This is a genomic window from Solitalea agri (genome assembly GCF_023914155.1).
Taxonomy (GTDB): domain Bacteria; phylum Bacteroidota; class Bacteroidia; order Sphingobacteriales; family Sphingobacteriaceae; genus Solitalea; species Solitalea agri.
Genome location: NZ_JAMWYS010000027.1, coordinates 23,930 through 41,824 on the forward strand (window position 1 = coordinate 23,930; position 17,895 = coordinate 41,824).

Consider the following 17,895-nt stretch of genomic DNA (forward strand, 5'->3'; position numbering starts at 1 on the left):
TTATTATGAAGAAGTTTTTAGTTATTTTATCGCTGTTATTTATTGCTAAATCGGGTTTTTCACAAAATGCTTCACCTATTATACAACAAACCGAACATTGGTTTAGAGATCAAAATGCGTCTTTTGTGAAAAAACTAACTCCCGAAAATTATGAGAAAATTGATGTTATTTGGGATAAAGCTGAACAGGTTTATACCGAAGGCAAAGAATATGTTAGAGTACCAGTTGACGGAGTGTATAAAGTTGCTCCCAAGCCAGGTAAAGTAGCTCCACCGGCACCGCAAAATAATTTATATTTTGTAAAAACCGACAGCACATTTGATTGTCTCTTAGTAAGAGTTGAATCAAATCCTGCTAAGCACCAAAACATGTTAACAATTCGCGATGGTGTAAAAGGAGAGGTTTTAGTTAAACCTTTTGATGATATATTGCCATTACCTAAGGTTAATTGGTATTTTGAGCAACCAAGAGATTAGTCTGATCTTTAAGAGAAAGTACTATAAATACCCGGGAATTATTAATTTCCGGGTATTTATATTTTGAAACGATTAAAAGGTTGAAATATTAAATATGCTGTAACCACACTATTGAATAAAATTATATGAAGAAAAGAAGTTTATTGTTTGCAATTATTTGTTTCGCCTTAAATGTAAATGCATCAAACCCCGATTCAGCAGTTGTTAGCAAGATTTATGATGAAATACTCGAAAAGGGTAAGGTATATGAAAACTTACATTATTTATGTAAGAATATTGGCCCAAGATTAAGTGGCTCGGCAAATGCTCAAAAGGCAGTTGATTGGACCAAATCATTAATGGAGACCTACGGTTTTGATAGGGTTTATCTCCAAGAAGTAATGGTGCCACATTGGGATCGAGGAGTAAAGGAAACGGCTTACTTTAAAGTAAATAATAAAAAACAAACTGTTGCAGTTGCAGCATTGGGAGGCTCGGTAGCTACAATTGAAAAAGGTATTGAGGCTGGGATCATTGAGGTTTATAATTTTGATCAGTTAAAAGAATTGGGGGAGGCGAAGATAAAAGGCAAAATAGTTTTCTTTAATCGCCCCATGAATTCAAAAGCAATCAGAACATTTAATGCTTACAGAGATGCCGTGAATCAACGTTCCCAAGGAGCAACAGAAGCTGCTAAATATGGTGCCATTGGAGTAATTGTAAGATCGATGACTACACGTGTAGACGAATTCCCCCATACCGGATCTTTGCATTACGATGAAAATGTATTGAAGATCCCCGCCGTTGCAATTGCAACTAAGGATGCTAATCAGTTAAGCGAAGCTTTAAAATTACAGCCTTCAATTACATTTTTCATGAAACTTAACTGTAAAACTTTACCTGAAACTCTTTCTTATAATGTGATTGGTGAAATAAAAGGCTCTGAGTTTCCAAACCAAATTATTACCGTTGGAGGGCATCTTGATTCATGGGATTTAGCGGAAGGAGCTCAGGATGATGGAGCAGGTACAATGCAATCTGTGGAGGTATTAAGAACACTGAAATCATTAGGTGTTAAACCGAAACATACTATCCGGACTGTTTTATTTATGAATGAAGAGAATGGGTTAAGAGGAGGATTGAAGTACGCAGAAAATGCAAAACAAAACGGAGAGCAGCACCTCGCTGCGATTGAGTCTGATTCTGGAGGTTTTACTCCCAGAGGTTTTTCTGTTGATGCATCCACTGCTGTGGTAGATAAGATCTTGTCTTGGAAATCGATTTTTGATGGATTTGATTTGAATGAAATTGGAGGAGGAGGAGGTACCGGGTCTGATATCGGACCTTTAAAACCACTAGGAACCGCTTTGTTTGGTTTCCGTCCCGATTCTCAACGTTATTTCGATTTTCATCATGCTGCCAATGATGTTTTCGAAAATGTGAATGAACGGGAGCTAAAACTTGGAGCAGCTGCAATGACAGCCCTTGTTTACCTCATCGATCAAAACGGATTAAATTAGACTATTAAGTAGGTTGAAAGGATTGAATGGCTTAGATTTGCAGCACTCTTCAATCCTTTCAATTTTTAACTTAATATTTTGTCTACAGAAAACTTAACCCCACCTGTAAAACACGATGCGTTCGCATCGTTGCGTTTCCCCGAATTTCGATCTTACCTAGGCATGCGTTTTTTTCTAACGTTTGCGCTTCAAATGAAAGCTGTTATTGTAGGATGGTTTATTTATAGCGTAACGAAAGATCCTTTGTCATTAGGTATGGTAGGATTAGCAGAGGCAATACCAGCCCTTTCTGTTGCCTTATTTGGCGGATATGTAGCTGATCGATCTGATAAACGAAAGCTTTTATTAGGGGTGTTATTTACAGTTCTTTCGGCGGCTTCTATATTATTCCTGGTTACGTTGCCTTCCATGCATCAATCAATAGATGATAAATTGTTAGAAATCATCATCTACTTATTAGTGTTTGTTGATGGATTAGCACGTGGTTTTTTTGCTCCGGCAGCTTTCTCATTAATGGCTTCCCTTGTACCTAAAGAGTTATACCCAAATTCATCGTCATGGAACAGCTCGTGCTGGCAGTTAGCAGCTGTCGCAGGCCCAGCTGCAGGTGGATTGATTTATGGATTCTACGGTATTTCAGTAACCATGGCAATTGTACTGGTTCTTATGCTAAGTTCAATAGGCTGTACATTAATGTTAAATAGCAAACCTGTTGGATTAATTGAAAAGAAAGAATCGATATGGAGTAGCTTGACTGAGGGTGTAAGGTTTGTATTTGGCACTAAAATGATGCTAGGAGCAATGACATTGGATATGTTCTCTGTTTTTTTTGGAGGAGCTGTTGCCTTACTTCCGGTATTTGCAAATGATATTTTAAAGATAGGTGCCGAAGGATTAGGTATATTAAGAGCAGCTCCATCTGCGGGTGCAGTTATTACAATGCTAATCATGACTCGTTATACACCGGCTGTTCGTCCGTGGCGAAATTTGATTATTGCTGTGTCGGGTTTTGGTTTAGCAACTATAATGTTCGGTCTTTCCCGTAATTTTTATCTATCGATATTCTTTTTGTTTTTAATAGGTGCATTCGATAGCGTGAGTGTTATAGTTCGGTCTACGATTTTTCAACTATTAACACCTGATCATATGCGTGGCCGTGTTTCGGCGGTAAACACCATGTTTATTGGTTCGTCTAATGAAATTGGAGCCTTTGAGTCAGGGGTGACGGCCAAACTTATGGGAACAACTTTGGCTGTGGTTTTTGGTGGAAGTATGACGATGATTATTGTTTTAGGAACATTTCTTAAAACAAAAAATTTATTACCATTAAAACTGGTAGGGAAAGAGTTTAAGTAGCCAGTTCCACAATGTTGTGCTAATGTTTAGCTATTGTTTTCTTTTTTGTAGTTTTTACCGGCGAAGTTTTCTTTTTATAGTAACTGGCAGGGATAGATTGCCCTTTGTTAGGAAAATCAGTGAACGCCTCTTTAAACATAGCGTCAATAACCCGTTGAGAGTCGCGGGTGAAAAATCGGTCATAACCTATAGCAGCCCATACAAGTCGGTTTGTTATTGGATTGATTAACCCAAGAACCAAAACTCCCTCAGGACGGTCATCATCAAGCCATTCTTCACTTGAGCTTTCTACAATTCCTTTTGGGAGACGAAGTTGTGGCCCGTAACGGGCAAGGCTTGCCTGGGTTTGAATACCTCCTATAAAAGTAAAAATCAGCTGTCCTTTAGTCGCGTCAAAAGTTAAATGATGCTGATAAAAGTTTGCCTCAAAAACAGCCTGCATGTTGCTATTCGCGCTTTCACGATTTACAGTGTCTCTATTGACAAGTACTTTTCCGGGTTTAAACCGATAAGTTTTGATTATTGAAAAATTGAAGGATGAATCGCGGAATACTTTTACTGTTTGAGCATTTGAAGTTCCGAAGTAAAAGAAAATTAGAAGAAAAGAAAGGAAAGTGATTGGTTTAATCTTATACTGAAGAGTCATAGAGCCGTAAATTAGTTTCAATTTAAGATATTCAAAAAATAGGTACTTTCAAACAATTGATAAATGGAAGATTTCTGTCTTTCGATAATTTGGTAGAATGGGTAAGGAATATCAGTAGATTCTAATAAACCCTAACCCTGCATTGCAGGTTTAGGGCTATTAATCATAGGTAGATGCAGGTTAAGCTATTTCACTATAAACTAACCGAAAGAGCAAATTTAAATTCCCAATTGTTTTAGATAACCATCAACGTCTTTAATAAGTAGATATTCCCAACAGGGTCAAAGATAGATGTTGGCTTTGGGGTTGGAAATACTTATTATGGAGTATTTTGAGGAGTAGATTATAAAATTCGGCTTTTTTTAAGTGCCTCAATCTTATTTTGGACCTCTAGCTTGGTATAGATATTCCGCATGTGTTTTTTAACAGTTAAATTACTTAAGTGCAATTTATCAGCAATCTCTTTATAAGATAATCCAGTTGCCGTAAACTCCAGAATCTCTTTTTCTCTTTGCGTTAGCAATTGTTCAGGAGGTGAGGGTTTTTTGGTTTGGTGAAATGAACCAATCACTTTCCGTGCTATATAAGGGCTCATTGGGGCTCCTCCTGACACTAAATCCGTCAGAGCACTTAGTATGTCATCAATGTTACTATCTTTTAAAATATACCCGTCTGCACCGTTTTTAAGAGCAGAGAAAATGCTGTCGTCGTCATCATGAATGCTGCAAACCAAAAAACGAATATCCTTATACTGCTTCTTTAATTCCGGAATTAGTTCAATTCCGGTAATTCCGGGTAACGAAATATCTACAATTAAGATATCTGGCACATTCTGATTGATATTTTGAAGGGCTTCTTCGGCTGATCGATATGTATATTTCCAGGTGAATTTCTCACTTTGACTTATTACCTGACGTAATACTTCTGCATAAGTTTTATTGTCCTCTACTATTGAAATAATCATGTTCACTAAACTTAAATTGGTATCTCAATTGACACGTAAGTGCCGTTTTTATTTTTAATCTTTATTTTGCCGTCTAATGTTGCAACTCGTTTTTGCATGTTTTTAAGCCCGTTTCCGTCAATAATTTCGGATGGTATAAAACCGATGCCATCATCGTGTATTTGAATTATAAGCATATCACCAATAATTGATATATTCAATTTTATAGCGGTACATTGAGCGTGTTTTAAAGCATTATGAAGCGCTTCCTTTGTAATTAAGTAGATATGCCTTCTTTTCTCACCATTTAAAATGATATGAGGTATTATTTCTGGTAAGGAAGATCTAAAATGAATAGAGCCATCTGCGAAAAGTTCTATTCCTCGGCGATGCAGGTATCCCAAAAGATTCTCAAGTGTATCATTCTCACTATTCAAACTCCAGATCACCTCTCTCATTTTTTGTGAAAGCAAGCTTACATTGCTATGAATATCTTGAAGATCAGAAGAAACTTTTTCTTGTCGTTCATTTTTACGTTTGGCCATTTCAGCCATCATTCGTATACCTGATAAGCTTGCTCCTAAGTCGTCGTGAATATCAGCGCTGATACGTTGTCGCTCTTGCTGAATTGCAAGTTCCTTTTCAAAGAATGATTTCTGTTGCCTTAAACGATTTATAAAATACCTTCTGATCGATAAAGAAATAAGTATTAAAAGGGTAGTTATTTCAAGGATTAAATAGGGAGTTTTCAGCCACCAAGGCTTCTCAATTGTAAATGAATAGCTTTGGATTGGACTTTCGATGTTTTCGGCCGTATTAATGGCTTTAGCATCTAATGTATACACTCCAGGCTTTAAGGCAATAAAGCTAATTGGTTGATCGGTATTGGCGGTATATTGCCAACTGGTATCAGAACTGCCTAATAATCGATAAGCTATATGCATCGATTCGGAGTTGCTATACCATGGAACCTGATAGTAGAAACGAATACTAGATTGATTGTGTTGCAATGGAAGGGAGTCGTTGGTTAAGGTGTCCGATCCGTTTACAATAGTGTATTGAAGGTTAATATTTGGAAGTACTTTCCGTTGTCGAACTTTCGGCAACTCAAATATTCCATCAATAGTTGTCATCCAAACATGTCCATTAACTTCATCTATATCCAACACATTTCCCGGGTTAATATCAGGTAAAGAATACGATGCTATTACGTTTTCAGTTTCAGGATCGAAAAGCTGGATTCCGTTTGAGCCTAGAATACACAGTTTATCATTAAGGTTTTTTAAACGAAGTATTGGTCCTGGAAAAAGGAGTTCATTGTTCTTTGTGTTTCTAATACCGTTCTTGTCATAAACAAGCAAGCCTTTTGAAAGAGTCCCAATAAATATTTTAGAAGGATAGGTAAGTAGAGAGTTGCTGTTTACTACCTCACCGTTAAACAAAACAGACTCACAGCCCTTTTTAGTAAACCTGAATAACCCATCTTTAAATGAACAAAGTAGGGAGTTATTGAATTGAGCATAACTTACTGATTTGCAACGTTTCATTAATAAGGGGAACAGCCCTTCAGTTGAAGTCATCTGGTATAAACCAGGAAGCTTTTTTCGCAGTGTTGGATAATAACTTCGATCTAATTTCTGTAAGATATCAGAGGGAGAGATGAGTAAAGCCGTTGCAGTGGCTATTGCAATAAAATCTTTATTAACATCAATATCCTTTACTACACAATAGGCCGATAACTGTGTTAATTTGAAGGAATTGAAGTTAAATAAGAAAAGACCTACAGATGTGCAGATTAAAATATTGCTTTTATCATAATGGAATATAAGTTCAACAGCTCCAAAACCATTAGGTAATTCAATTTTACGTACTGCACCATTTTGCAGGTCTTTTGTAAAAATTCTGCCAGCATGTGTTCCTAAAACCAGTTTTTTATTATCGGTAAAAACTGTTTTTATATAGTCTCCTGTTGGTAAAGATAATGCAGGGTTAACTTTTTTGAACTCATCTGTATATTTTACCATAAGTCCATGCTTTAAACTACTATACCACTGGTTTCCTTCGCGGTCTTTTACAATATCAGTTAAATCATAGCCTGATATGGAATCTCTTTTGTCAATGTGTAAGCTTGTGATTTTTGAATGAATCCACTGCTCGTTATTAACAATACTGATAGTGTTTACAAAGTCGGGAACTTTAATTTCATCAATAACGTTTATTTTTTTGTCTTCTACTTTAAGTCGAACACATTTTGCATCTGGGTTTACCAAGACATATACTGTGTCGCCTTTACTTTGCGGGCTTATACTGATTACATTGTATGCTCTGCTTGTTAGTTCGGGAGTGAAATGAACTTTATAAAACCTATTCCCTCCTGAGTATAAGTACCAGTAATCACGACCGCCAATAATAACACCATTTTTTGTGGCAGCCAGTGAACCAAAGGTATTGGGGTAAATAATATACTTTGCCTTTTTCTTTTTGATATCATAGATAAACAATCCTCTGCTCGAAGTGGCTAAAAGCTGATTCTTCCAAATTACAATTCGCGGAAACGAGGTCTCCTTTTTGTAGTCAAACTGGGTTAAAAGGTTCATTCTTCCTCTTTCAATATAAAAAATCTGACCACTAAAGTTATGGCACCATATTTTTCCTTCACTATCTTCGACCAGATCACTAACCGCCAGAGAAGCCTGTTTATTATTGGAATAATGTTTAAACGTTTTGCCATCGAAGGAGCTTAGTCCATAATCATGGCCAATCCATAGAAGTCCTTGCCTGTCAACCAGTAAGTCATAGACTTCATTTGTTGGCAAGCCGGGAATTTTGCGAAGGGTGAATGACTGAGCACTTACCTCATAGCCCATCAACCCCACCAGGCAGGTTAAAGTAAAAAAGATAGCCTTTCGGCATAATAAATTGGTCATTCAATTGAGAGTAACGAGAGCAAAAGTTAGAATGGACTGCAATTAACTACATTTTAAGCAAAGAATAAATAGAAATTAGCTATCCTTTTGCTTTTGGGAAGATTATACATCTTGCCCTGAATCATCTCTATAATGGCTAACTAAAAAGCCCATGTTTTAAACACGGGCTCTCATTGATTTATACTTTTTAAAGTTAATCGAGAACTTCCTCTCTTTCACCAATTTGTTGACGCCACATGGCATAATACAACCCTTTTTGGTCTAATAAATCATGATGTCTGCCTGCTTCCGTTATTCTTCCTTTTTCGAGTACATAAATCTGATCTGCGTGCATAATGGTACTTAAGCGATGTGCAATCAGGATGGTAATGTGCTCTGCTTTGTTAGATACTTCCCTGATAGTTCTACCTATCTCTTCTTCAGTTAACGAATCAAGTGAGGATGTTGCTTCGTCAAAAACTAATAAATCAGGTTGGCGTAATAATGCACGGGCAATCGATAAGCGTTGTTTTTCTCCTCCAGAGACTTTTACTCCTCCTTCGCCGATCAATGTATCCAAACCGTTATCGGCACGGGCTAATAAGGTATGGCACGCCGCTTTCTGAAGAACTTCCATACATTCTTCGTCTGTTGCCTTTGGACGAACAAACTTTAAGTTTTCTCGGATGGTTCCAGCAAAAAGTTGTGTTTCCTGAGTTACAAAACCAATTCTTTCACGAAGTTCATCTAAGTCAATTTTATCGCTGTCGATACCGTTGTAAAGAATTCTTCCATCCTGTGGACGATATAACCCCACCAAAAGTTTAACCAAAGTTGACTTTCCTGCACCCGAAGGGCCTACAAATGCAATGGTATCTCCTTGTTCAGCACTAAATGAAATGTCCGTAATAGCGTTTCTGGTGGCCGACTGATGCTTAAAGCTCACCTCATCAAACTCCAAATGCTGAATCTTAGCTAATTGAGCAGGGTTAGAAGGTTTAATGTCTTTTGGTGTATTTAATATGGATTCAAAATTATTTAAAGAGACTTCAGCTTCACGATAAATGTTAATGATGTTGCCGAGCTCCTGTAACGGGCCAAAAATGAAAAACGAATAGAACATTAATGAAAAGAACTCTCCAAGCGTAATCTGATCTTTGAAGATCAAGTACATCATTAAAAAGATAATGCTTGTGCGCAATAAGTTCACAGTGGTTCCTTGAACAAAGCTTAAACTGCGAATGTATTTTACCTTTTTTAGTTCAAGTCCTAATATCTTAATGGTCGTACCGTTTAAACGATCTATTTCCTGGTTGGCCAATCCCAGAGATTTTACCAACTCAATGTTGCGTAAAGATTCGGTAGTTGACCCTGCCAATGCCGTTGTTTCCGCAACAATGGTTTTTTGCATTTTCTTAATGCGCTTGCTCAAAATCGAACTTAAAAAACCCAGTAGAGGAATGGTGATGATGAACATTGGGGCGATGACCCAATGTACTCTTATGGCATATATGGTTACGAAGATGATACCAATTATGGAAGTGAAAAGCGTGTTAATGAACGTTGTGATTAAACGCTCCACATCTGTACGTACTTTCTGAAGCTTTCCAAGAGTTTCTCCGCTGCGTTGATCCTCAAAAACCTGATAAGGTAACTCAAGTGAGTGGGCTAAACCATCTGAATACATCTGCGCTCCAACTTTCTGAATAATTACATTGGCAAAGTAATCCTGAAAGTTCTTAGCTACCCTCGAAACAAAGGCAACTCCAACAATGGCAAGTAAATAAAATCCGACCCCATTAAAAAACTGAGAGAAATTCCAATCTTTAAAATGTGGAACGCATTTATCCAGCAGTTTTCCAAAGAAATAGGGATCGAGCATGGAGAACCCTTGGTTAATACTGGCTAGTACCAAGGCCAACAATAATAGTTTCTTATAATTTTTGAGGTATGAATAGAGTATCTTCATTTTTATAATAGCAGGTGATAGTTAAACAAAACACTAAACCATAAAATAAATTATAGGCACAAAATGTTTTGATTTTCTTTAAATCGAAGATACAAAAGTAGAAAATTACCCGATTTGGATAACAGTAATTATACTTAATTGATTAAGACTGCTGTTTTCTGAATTCGTCGGGACTAACGCCAGTGTATTTTTTAAAAAAGCGGCTGAAATAAGCGTTGTCCTCAAAATTCAGATCCCAGGCAATTTCACTGATTGTTTGTCCTGAGTTAACCAACATACGTTTAGCTTCCAATAGAATTCGGTCGCGAATAATTTCCCCGGATGATTTTCCGGTTACACTGGCTACCACTGCATTTAAATGATTGGGTGTGATAAACAGCAACTCAGCATATTCTTTGGGCAATTTCTTTGATTTGAAATGGCCCTCAATCAATTTTTCAAAGTTTCGGAGTAAGGTATAGTTGTATTTGGTAGCCTCGGTTTGTTTTTCGGGCTGACAGGCTCTTGCCAAAACCACTAAGAGTTGTAATAGTAATGCTCTCAGATAATCATTCTTAAAATCACCATCACTTTCATGCTCTTGTTTTATATGGGCAAAAAGAGAGAGAATGGTGGGTTTAATTTCCTCTTTAGCCATGGTTGTTGAGCGTTGTGTCATGGAGTTGAAAAAAGGAAACTCATTTAAGAAATAAGGGTTGTAACAAACCGCTGTAAAAAAGCTCTCATCAAAGTTGATGATAAAGCCATCTGCATCGGCATTAAAGTTCCATGAGTGTATTTGTCCGGGAGATAGGAAAAACAATTGACCCGGTTGTGCATCATAGGTTTTAAAGTCGACTGTATATTTACCTGAACCTGCTGAAACGTACATTAACTGATAAAAGCTATGGCGGTGAGGCATAACCAGTGTAGCGTGGTGATTCAAAAAAGTACTCAGGCTGCAAGCCATAAAATCCTTAGTACAATTCTCTATTCCAAAGAAATTACAAATACTGTAGGTGGGAATTCTGGTCGACACGGATTAAAATTATTTATACACGAATTAGAGCTAATGTACACTAATTACACTAATTGAGTTGAATAAGATTTGTTCAATTCGTGGTATTAGTGTTTAATTGATTGGTTCAGAGCGCAAGTCATAATTCTTAAGTGTAGTTCTCCTTAAACACGAATTTGGACTAATGTACACTAATTGGATTTAGGGTACATTAGTTCAAATTCGTAGGGTTATTGAATTTAATGAGGAAGCTTATCCCTAAGTAGCCCATAAACCCAGGTTCCGGCAATGGCACTCAGTAGGGTGATGATAATAACCAAAAAGCCACTACCAATTTGAGCGAACAAAGGTCCCGGACAAGCACCCGTTAAAGCCCAGCCTAACCCAAATAGTAATCCACCTATAATTTGTCCTTTGTTAAAGGTTTTTGAGTGGAAGATCACGTTTTCGCCAGTTATTGTTTTAATATTAAAACGCTTGATCAACCAAACAGAAATAACACCCACAATTACCGCTGAACCAATTACGCCATACATATGGAATGATTGTAAACGGAACATCTCCTGAATGCGAAACCATGAAACAATTTCAGCCTTTACGAATACTATTCCGAATAATACACCAATAATCAAGTACTTTATGTTGGCTTTAAAACTTTCGCCGGAATGTTGCTCGTTTTGTGGTTCAAATTCAATTGCCTCCAGCTCAGCCTTGAATTCTTCTTGCTCTAAAATATCGTTCGTCATGATTAGAATAAGCTAAAAATTAAAGGTAAAAGAAACCAGGTCATGATAAACCCACCCAACATAAATGAGATCGTTGCCACTAATGAAGGCCATTGTAAATTAGAAAGACCCATAATAGCATGCCCGGAAGTACAACCGCCTGCGTAGCGTGTTCCAAAGCCCACCAAAAAACCTCCGATTACGAAAAAGAAAAGTCCTTTTAAACTCAGCAGATTTTCGAAACTGAAGATATCCTGCGGCAGAAAATGGCTGAAGTCTTTAACTCCTAATTGTTGTAAATCGGCAACCGTTTGCGGGTTAAGATTAATAGGCAGTGGGTTTGCTAACAAAAAACTAGCAATAAATCCACCCACTGTTATTCCTGCAACAAAGAATAAATTCCATGTTTCCTTTTTCCAGTTGTATTGAAAAAAAGGAATTTTAGCAGGCATACACGCCGCACAAATGTGGCGTAAAGAGGAACTGATACCAAATGACTTATTGCCAATTAATAAAAGTACCGGTACGGTAAGCCCTATTAATGGCCCGGCTATATACCAGGGCCAAGGTTGTTTTATGAAATTTAATATTGCATCCATTACTAATTATTTCTTTTTAAAACTACAGAAAACAAAGTTCTGTAATGTGTTGAAAGGAGTCGGGTGATCAATTGTAATACTATCAACCAGCTCAAACTCTGCATTAAACACTTCTGTTAATGAATCTTTACTGTACTGTTTAATTGCTATTCCGCTGCATTTAGTTGGCCCTTGTTCCGAAAAAGTTCCGATTATCAGGTACCCTCCTGATTTTACTGCCTTCGATACTGTTGTAACATACTTATCTATTTCAACATTTTCCGTAAGGAAATGAAACGCGGCCCTATCATGCCAAATATCATACTGTTCTACAGGAGTAAAATCAGAAATATCGGATACGATCCAGGTAATATTTTCAGAATTAACCCTAAAGCGATTTTTTGCTCTTTCAATCGCATGATTAGAAATATCCAGAACAGAGATATCTTTATAATTCTTGCTAAGAAGATGGTCCACTAAAAAGCTGTCACCTCCACCAATATCAATAATCTTGGCATTCAGAGGAAGATTAGTCGCTTCGATAAGGTTTAACGAAGTCTGGGGTGTTGGTTGATACCAACTAACCTCTTTCAGGCTTTTAGTTTGATAAATAGTGTCCCAATGCTTCTTTCTATTAAACTCAGCGTTATCCATAATTGTTTTAACACTAATTTCACGTATCAGACGAACTATAATAAGAGTGTTTTTGATAACACTAATTCCACAAATTGATCGAATTACACGAATTCCGTTTGTGAAATTCGTGTAATTCGTAATTATCTATTTTTGCAGTTTGCTCTGGCAAACAAAGTCTGTCTTAGGTGTTGAAGTCTTTGCAATTGCAGCAAAACCTCCAGCCACTTCAGTAAAGTTATTGAACCCACGGGCCTTTAAAATGGAAGCAGTAATCATTGAACGATAACCACCGGCACAGTGAATGTAATAGTGGGTCTTGTGATCCAATGTTGGCATCCATTCGTTTATACTGTCAAGAGGTTTGTTAAACGCTTCATCAACATGTTCAGCACGGTATTCACTTTCCTTGCGCACATCGAACACAACCGTTTCATCTTTTTTAAATCGAGTTGAAAACTCTTCTGCCGAGATGCTGTCAATTTTTTCAATATCCTTTCCGGCCTTTTTCCAAGCATCAAAGCCTCCAGCCAAATGACCAATGGTATTGTCGTAGCCTACGCGAGCTAAACGCGTTACCGCCTCTTCTTCACGGCCAATATCAGTGATTAATAGAATTGGGTGTTTAAGGTCAGTTATTAGCGCACCAACCCATGCCGCAAACTGGCCATCCAAACCTATGTTTATTGAGTTTGGAATAAAACCCTGGCCAAATTCAACTGGTTTACGTGTATCTAAAATAAGTGCTTCTTCGCCTTCGGCCGCGGCTTCAAACTCTGCAGGAGAAAATGCTTTAGCGCCCTGGCTTAAAACTTCATCAATACTTTCGTAGCCCTTCTTGTTCAAAAGAGCATTTTTAGGGAAATATTGCGGAGGAGGAGCAATGCCGTCTAAAACTTCTTTAACAAACTGCTCCTTGGTAAGGTCTCTTAGTGCATAATTCACTTCTTTTTGATGACCAAGTGTATCCCAGGTTTCTTTGCTCATGTTTTTGCCACATGCAGAGCCCGCACCATGCGCAGGGTAAATGATCAGATCGTCAGGTAAGGTCATCACCTTGTTGCGAAGTGAATCATAAAGTAAACCGGCGAGGTCTTCTTTCGTTAAGTCTGATTTAACAGCCAAATCAGGGCGACCAACATCTCCAATAAATAAGGTATCGCCGCTAAACAGACTGTAATATTTACCGTTTTCATCAATCAGTAAAAAACAGCTCGACTCTAGCGTATGACCAGGAGTATGTAAAACTTTGATCCTTACATCGCCAATTTTAAACTCTTCGTTATCTTTTGCAATATGGGATTCAAAACCTGTTTCGGCGGTAGGGCCGTATACAATGGTTGCTCCTGTTTTTTTAGCCAAATCAACGTGCCCTGAAACAAAGTCGGCGTGAAAATGGGTTTCAAAAACATACTTTATTTTAGCACCTTCTTTTTCGGCTTTTGCAATGTAAGGAGCAACTTCTCTTAACGGGTCAATAATAGCAGCTTCTCCGTTTGATTGTATATAATAAGCGCCTTGCGCCAAGCATCCTGTATAAATTTGTTCTACTTTCATGATACCCCCTATCCCCCTAAAAGGAGGAAATTTTTGATGGTTATTGATTTAATTATTATAGCATTGTCCTAAAAGTCTCCAAGAGAGGATTTAGGGCTTAAGTTTATAAATAATTCCGATCCGGCCCGAGGCTTTACAGAGTTATAACATTCATTGATGGTCTTTAGTTCGAAGTTTGCTTCAAACAGTGTTTTGTATTCTTCTTTCGTTCCTCCAAATGGTGGACCTTGTTGCTCGAAGTTTCGGTTAAATAAAACTCCTACAAGCTTACCATTGGGGTTCAATAGGTCATGAACCTTTTTTACGTACTTTTCTCTAAGCAAAGGATCCAATGCGCAAAAGAAGGTCTGTTCAAGTATTAAATCATAACTTCCTGATAATTCAAAAAAATCACCGGTTATAATGGTTAATCCATTGTCCAGCCAGTTCGAAAGTTTCTCTTTTATCTGTTTAGTTATGGTTTCAGATATATCAACTAAGGTGATTGCCGAAAAGCCCTGTTCCAATAAATACTCGGCTTCATAGGCGTTGCCACAGCCGGGTATTAAAATCGAGATCGACTTATTAGTTAACTGATCGATATACGCCTTTAATGGAGGTGAAACAGTTCCTAAATCCCAGCCAGTCTGCGCTGTTTGATAGCGATTGTTCCAAAAATCAGCATCAAGCGATAAGTCAGTAATTGAAACTTCTTTTTTCATCGCTATACATGAGATTTTAAAACATTTTCAAGTTGAACTGCAGGAACGATGCCTGATTGTCGCCATTTAACCTCGCCACCTTTGAAAAGAATAAGTGTTGGAACGCCCATAACGTTAAATGCAGATGCCGCTGAAGGGTTTTTATCCACATCAACCTTAATAATAGTTACCGATTCTCCCACTTTTCCTTTAACCTCATCTAAAATTGGCGACATCATTTTACATGGTCCGCACCAGGTTGCAAAAAAATCAACCAAAACTGGTGTGTTTGATTTAATGATTTCGGAGAACGTAGCCATATTGTTTTAGAATTTATGAATAGAGTTTAATTTATTAGTTAACTATCGTGTAATTACCTGTTTTTTAAACGAATGTTCCTCTTTTTTATGAAGGGTAAACATGGTAAACCAGAATAATATGTTTGCTAGTAAAAAGAATACAAGTGATTTTTTGTTTTTCATTTAATTAATAACTCTTTAATAATGATGAATGAACCCATAACTAATACAAACCAGCCAAAAGCAGGTTTTAGCTTCTCGTTGCTAACCTTTTTGGATAAAGTACTCCCAATTAAAATACCCACAGCAGCTATTCCGAAGAATTTTAACATAAAGCTCCAGTCAGATGCCTGTATACCTACGTGATTACTTAAAAAGCCAACTAATGAATTGAGCACAATGATTACCAATGAAGTTCCTATCGCTTTTTTGATCGGTAAGTTGGCCATTAGAACTAGCGCAGGAATGATCAGAAATCCTCCACCTGCACCAACCAGCCCGGTTAACTCTCCTACAAACAAGCCTTGCGCAATAAGTAAAATATTGTCGGGTGTAACTTTTGAGTTTATTGACTCCGTGTACTTCGGCTTCTTAATCATTGAGTAAGCTGCAAACAACATGACCACAGCAAAAAGGAGTAACAAGAACATTGATTTATCAATGGTAATTTCTCCAAATGAAACCACCGTTTCCGGAATAAACTTTACCAGGAAACTTCGGGTAATAAACACCGAAAAAACTGAGGGCAAGCCAAATAATAAAACACTTCGCCAGTCGATATTTCCCTGTTTAAAATGGCTAACAGAGCCAACAGCACTCGTTAATCCCACAATAAACAATGAATAGGCCGTAGCTTGTACGGTATTTACATTAAATAAGTATACCAGTATGGGTACGGTTAAAATTGAGCCGCCTCCTCCAATTAACCCAAGTGTGAGCCCCATTAAAATTGCTCCTGCATATCCTATTAACTCCATTTTGTATTTGTTGATTTAGGTAAGGCAAAGGTGGGTATTAATATCTTCGGAAGTCTTGACCATAAAAGCTCTTTTGTTGCACTTTTTACTGATGGACTTTATTCCCGAGAGGGTTAGTAGATTTTGGCCAAATAAAAAAGGATCTCCTTTTTTGGGAGATCCTTTAATGCTTATGTAGCAGACGTTTGTCTTAAACTGTTAAAATGTCTTTTTCTTTAATTTCAACAAGTTTATCGATTTTAATGATGTATGCATCAGTTAATTTCTGAACTTCAGCCTCGCCGCCTTTAATTTCATCTTCAGAAACACCGTCTTTTGATAATTTTTTGATCTTTTCGTTAGCATCTTTACGGATGTTACGAACAGTAACTTTACCTTGTTCAGCTTCTGCTTTCACCTTTTTAACCAGGTCTTTACGGCGTTCTTCAGTTAAAGGAGGTACGTTAATACGCACTACGATTCCATCATTCTGAGGATTAAAACCAAGGTTGGCTTCCATGATTGCTTTCTCAATAGGAGAGATCATGGTTTTTTCCCAGGGCTGAATAACAATTGTACGCGCATCAGGAGTGTTGATATTAGCAACCTGGCTAATAGGCACCATGCTTCCGTAATAATCTACATGTACACCATCAACCATAGTAGGCATTGCTTTGCCGGCACGAATTTTTAATAACTCACTATCAGTGTGCTCAACAGTTTTCTCCATGTGCTCTTTAGCATCGTCCAACTGTTTTTTTATTAAGTCGTTCATATATTTTTAAGATATGTGATTTGAGATATGCGTATTGAGATTACTCAATGCAATTCAATCTAAATTGACTATTTATTCTCAATAATTAATCGATTTGAAATAGTTTAAATGAGGGAAATAAATTTTGATATTCTGTCCCACATCTAATATCTCAAATCTAAAGTCTATTTCTTATCCCTCTACCAACGTACCAATTTGCTCACCTAAGGCAATTTTCATAAAGTTGCCTGGCTTGTTCATGTCAAACACAATAATTGGTAATTTATTTTCCTGACAAAGGGTAAATGCTGTCATGTCCATTACGTTCAGACTCTTCTCATAAACCTCACTGAAAGTAATTTTATCATAACGTACAGCAGCTGGATCTTTCTCCGGGTCGGCAGTGTAAATACCGTCAACACGAGTTCCTTTTAATACCACATCGGCTTCAATTTCAATAGCACGTAATGATGCAGCAGTATCAGTTGTAAAATAAGGGTTACCGGTTCCGGCTCCGAAAATCACTACACGGCCTTTTTCTAGGTGACGAACAGCACGGCGACGGATAAATGGCTCACAGATTTGTTCCATTTTAATGGCAGAAAGTAAACGGGTTTTCATGCCGTTTTTTTCAAGGGCATCTTGTAAGGCCATGCTGTTGATAACAGTAGCCAGCATGCCCATATAATCAGCTTGTACACGGTCCATACCGCCTTTTTCGGCGTCAAGGCCTCGGTGAATATTACCGCCACCAATAACTATGGCCACTTCTACGCCCTTTTCGGCTACCTCTTTAATATCTTTTGCATATTGATTAACACGCTCTGGGTCAATACCGAAAGGTTTGTTGCCCATTAGAGACTCTCCGCTAAGTTTAAGTAGGATTCTTTTATAGTTCATTGGATGCGATAAAAACTGCGC

At 37.5% G+C, this 17,895-nt stretch carries 17 protein-coding genes; 3 read left to right on the top strand and 14 right to left on the bottom strand.

Annotated features, from left to right (window positions below; all coding sequences use genetic code 11):
- Positions 1-5 precede the first annotated feature (5 nt).
- From NF867_RS07350 to NF867_RS07360, 3 genes are all read left to right on the top strand, one after another.
- Positions 6-476: a hypothetical protein gene (locus tag NF867_RS07350; RefSeq protein ID WP_252587167.1), complete on the top strand. Its 471-nt coding sequence runs from the start codon at positions 6-8 to the stop codon at positions 474-476.
- Positions 477-601: 125 nt separating this feature from the next.
- Positions 602-1,975 carry a M20/M25/M40 family metallo-hydrolase gene (locus tag NF867_RS07355; protein ID WP_252587168.1) on the top strand — a complete coding sequence of 458 codons (1,374 nt, stop codon included), beginning with the start codon at positions 602-604 and terminating at the stop codon, positions 1,973-1,975.
- A 78-nt stretch (positions 1,976-2,053) separates the two neighbouring features.
- Positions 2,054-3,331 (top strand): MFS transporter, encoded by a 1,278-nt coding sequence (locus NF867_RS07360; RefSeq protein WP_380724722.1) that lies wholly within the window; start codon positions 2,054-2,056, stop codon positions 3,329-3,331.
- Between the two features lie 19 nt (positions 3,332-3,350).
- Here the strand turns inward: NF867_RS07360 and NF867_RS07365 are convergent, their stop codons facing one another.
- The 14 genes from NF867_RS07365 to pyrH form a co-directional block, all read right to left on the bottom strand.
- Positions 3,351-3,977 (bottom strand): DUF4136 domain-containing protein, encoded by a 627-nt coding sequence (locus NF867_RS07365; RefSeq protein WP_252587169.1) that lies wholly within the window; start codon positions 3,975-3,977, stop codon positions 3,351-3,353.
- A 343-nt stretch (positions 3,978-4,320) separates the two neighbouring features.
- Complete coding sequence (locus NF867_RS07370) at positions 4,321-4,941, bottom strand: response regulator (protein WP_252587170.1); 621 nt, start codon at positions 4,939-4,941, stop codon at positions 4,321-4,323.
- Positions 4,942-4,952: 11 nt separating this feature from the next.
- On the bottom strand, positions 4,953-7,847 hold the full coding sequence (locus tag NF867_RS07375; protein WP_252587171.1) for a sensor histidine kinase: 2,895 nt from the start codon (positions 7,845-7,847) through the stop codon (positions 4,953-4,955).
- 193 nt (positions 7,848-8,040) lie between these two features.
- On the bottom strand, positions 8,041-9,795 hold the full coding sequence (locus NF867_RS07380; protein ID WP_252587172.1) for an ABC transporter ATP-binding protein: 1,755 nt from the start codon (positions 9,793-9,795) through the stop codon (positions 8,041-8,043).
- 142 nt (positions 9,796-9,937) lie between these two features.
- Positions 9,938-10,813, bottom strand: coding sequence for a helix-turn-helix domain-containing protein (locus tag NF867_RS07385; RefSeq protein WP_252587173.1), 876 nt, complete (start codon positions 10,811-10,813; stop codon positions 9,938-9,940).
- 218 nt (positions 10,814-11,031) lie between these two features.
- Positions 11,032-11,538, bottom strand: a complete 507-nt coding sequence (locus NF867_RS07390; RefSeq protein ID WP_252587174.1) for a YeeE/YedE family protein — start codon at positions 11,536-11,538, stop codon at positions 11,032-11,034.
- A gap of 2 nt (positions 11,539-11,540) precedes the next feature.
- On the bottom strand, positions 11,541-12,116 hold the full coding sequence (locus tag NF867_RS07395) for a YeeE/YedE family protein (RefSeq protein WP_252587175.1): 576 nt from the start codon (positions 12,114-12,116) through the stop codon (positions 11,541-11,543).
- A 6-nt stretch (positions 12,117-12,122) separates the two neighbouring features.
- Entirely contained in the window at positions 12,123-12,749 is a 627-nt protein-coding gene (locus NF867_RS07400; protein ID WP_252587176.1) for a class I SAM-dependent methyltransferase, read from the bottom strand.
- Positions 12,750-12,875: 126 nt separating this feature from the next.
- Entirely contained in the window at positions 12,876-14,285 is a 1,410-nt protein-coding gene (locus tag NF867_RS07405; RefSeq protein ID WP_252587177.1) for an MBL fold metallo-hydrolase, read from the bottom strand.
- A 68-nt stretch (positions 14,286-14,353) separates the two neighbouring features.
- A complete protein-coding gene (locus NF867_RS07410; protein ID WP_252587178.1) occupies positions 14,354-14,986 on the bottom strand; it encodes a methyltransferase in 633 nt (210 codons plus the stop codon).
- Between the two features lie 2 nt (positions 14,987-14,988).
- Positions 14,989-15,285 (bottom strand): thioredoxin, encoded by a 297-nt coding sequence (trxA, locus tag NF867_RS07415; RefSeq protein ID WP_252587179.1) that lies wholly within the window; start codon positions 15,283-15,285, stop codon positions 14,989-14,991.
- 158 nt (positions 15,286-15,443) lie between these two features.
- A complete protein-coding gene (locus NF867_RS07420; RefSeq protein WP_252587180.1) occupies positions 15,444-16,241 on the bottom strand; it encodes a sulfite exporter TauE/SafE family protein in 798 nt (265 codons plus the stop codon).
- 190 nt (positions 16,242-16,431) lie between these two features.
- Positions 16,432-16,995, bottom strand: a complete 564-nt coding sequence (frr, locus tag NF867_RS07425; protein ID WP_252587181.1) for a ribosome recycling factor — start codon at positions 16,993-16,995, stop codon at positions 16,432-16,434.
- Between the two features lie 171 nt (positions 16,996-17,166).
- Entirely contained in the window at positions 17,167-17,874 is a 708-nt protein-coding gene (pyrH, locus tag NF867_RS07430; protein WP_252587182.1) for a UMP kinase, read from the bottom strand.
- Positions 17,875-17,895: the final 21 nt, after the last annotated feature.

Coding starts and splice junctions, on each gene's coding strand:
- frr (WP_252587181.1), bottom strand. CDS start 16,995: ATGAACGACTTAATAAAAAAACAGTTGGACGATGCTAAAGAGCACATG.
- NF867_RS07370 (WP_252587170.1), bottom strand. CDS start 4,941: ATGATTATTTCAATAGTAGAGGACAATAAAACTTATGCAGAAGTATTA.
- NF867_RS07350 (WP_252587167.1), top strand. CDS start 6: ATGAAGAAGTTTTTAGTTATTTTATCGCTGTTATTTATTGCTAAATCG.
- trxA (WP_252587179.1), bottom strand. CDS start 15,285: ATGGCTACGTTCTCCGAAATCATTAAATCAAACACACCAGTTTTGGTT.
- NF867_RS07380 (WP_252587172.1), bottom strand. CDS start 9,795: ATGAAGATACTCTATTCATACCTCAAAAATTATAAGAAACTATTATTG.
- pyrH (WP_252587182.1), bottom strand. CDS start 17,874: ATGAACTATAAAAGAATCCTACTTAAACTTAGCGGAGAGTCTCTAATG.
- NF867_RS07355 (WP_252587168.1), top strand. CDS start 602: ATGAAGAAAAGAAGTTTATTGTTTGCAATTATTTGTTTCGCCTTAAAT.
- NF867_RS07395 (WP_252587175.1), bottom strand. CDS start 12,116: ATGGATGCAATATTAAATTTCATAAAACAACCTTGGCCCTGGTATATA.
- NF867_RS07405 (WP_252587177.1), bottom strand. CDS start 14,285: ATGAAAGTAGAACAAATTTATACAGGATGCTTGGCGCAAGGCGCTTAT.
- NF867_RS07390 (WP_252587174.1), bottom strand. CDS start 11,538: ATGACGAACGATATTTTAGAGCAAGAAGAATTCAAGGCTGAGCTGGAG.
- NF867_RS07365 (WP_252587169.1), bottom strand. CDS start 3,977: ATGACTCTTCAGTATAAGATTAAACCAATCACTTTCCTTTCTTTTCTT.
- NF867_RS07400 (WP_252587176.1), bottom strand. CDS start 12,749: ATGGATAACGCTGAGTTTAATAGAAAGAAGCATTGGGACACTATTTAT.
- NF867_RS07410 (WP_252587178.1), bottom strand. CDS start 14,986: ATGAAAAAAGAAGTTTCAATTACTGACTTATCGCTTGATGCTGATTTT.
- NF867_RS07420 (WP_252587180.1), bottom strand. CDS start 16,241: ATGGAGTTAATAGGATATGCAGGAGCAATTTTAATGGGGCTCACACTT.
- NF867_RS07375 (WP_252587171.1), bottom strand. CDS start 7,847: ATGACCAATTTATTATGCCGAAAGGCTATCTTTTTTACTTTAACCTGC.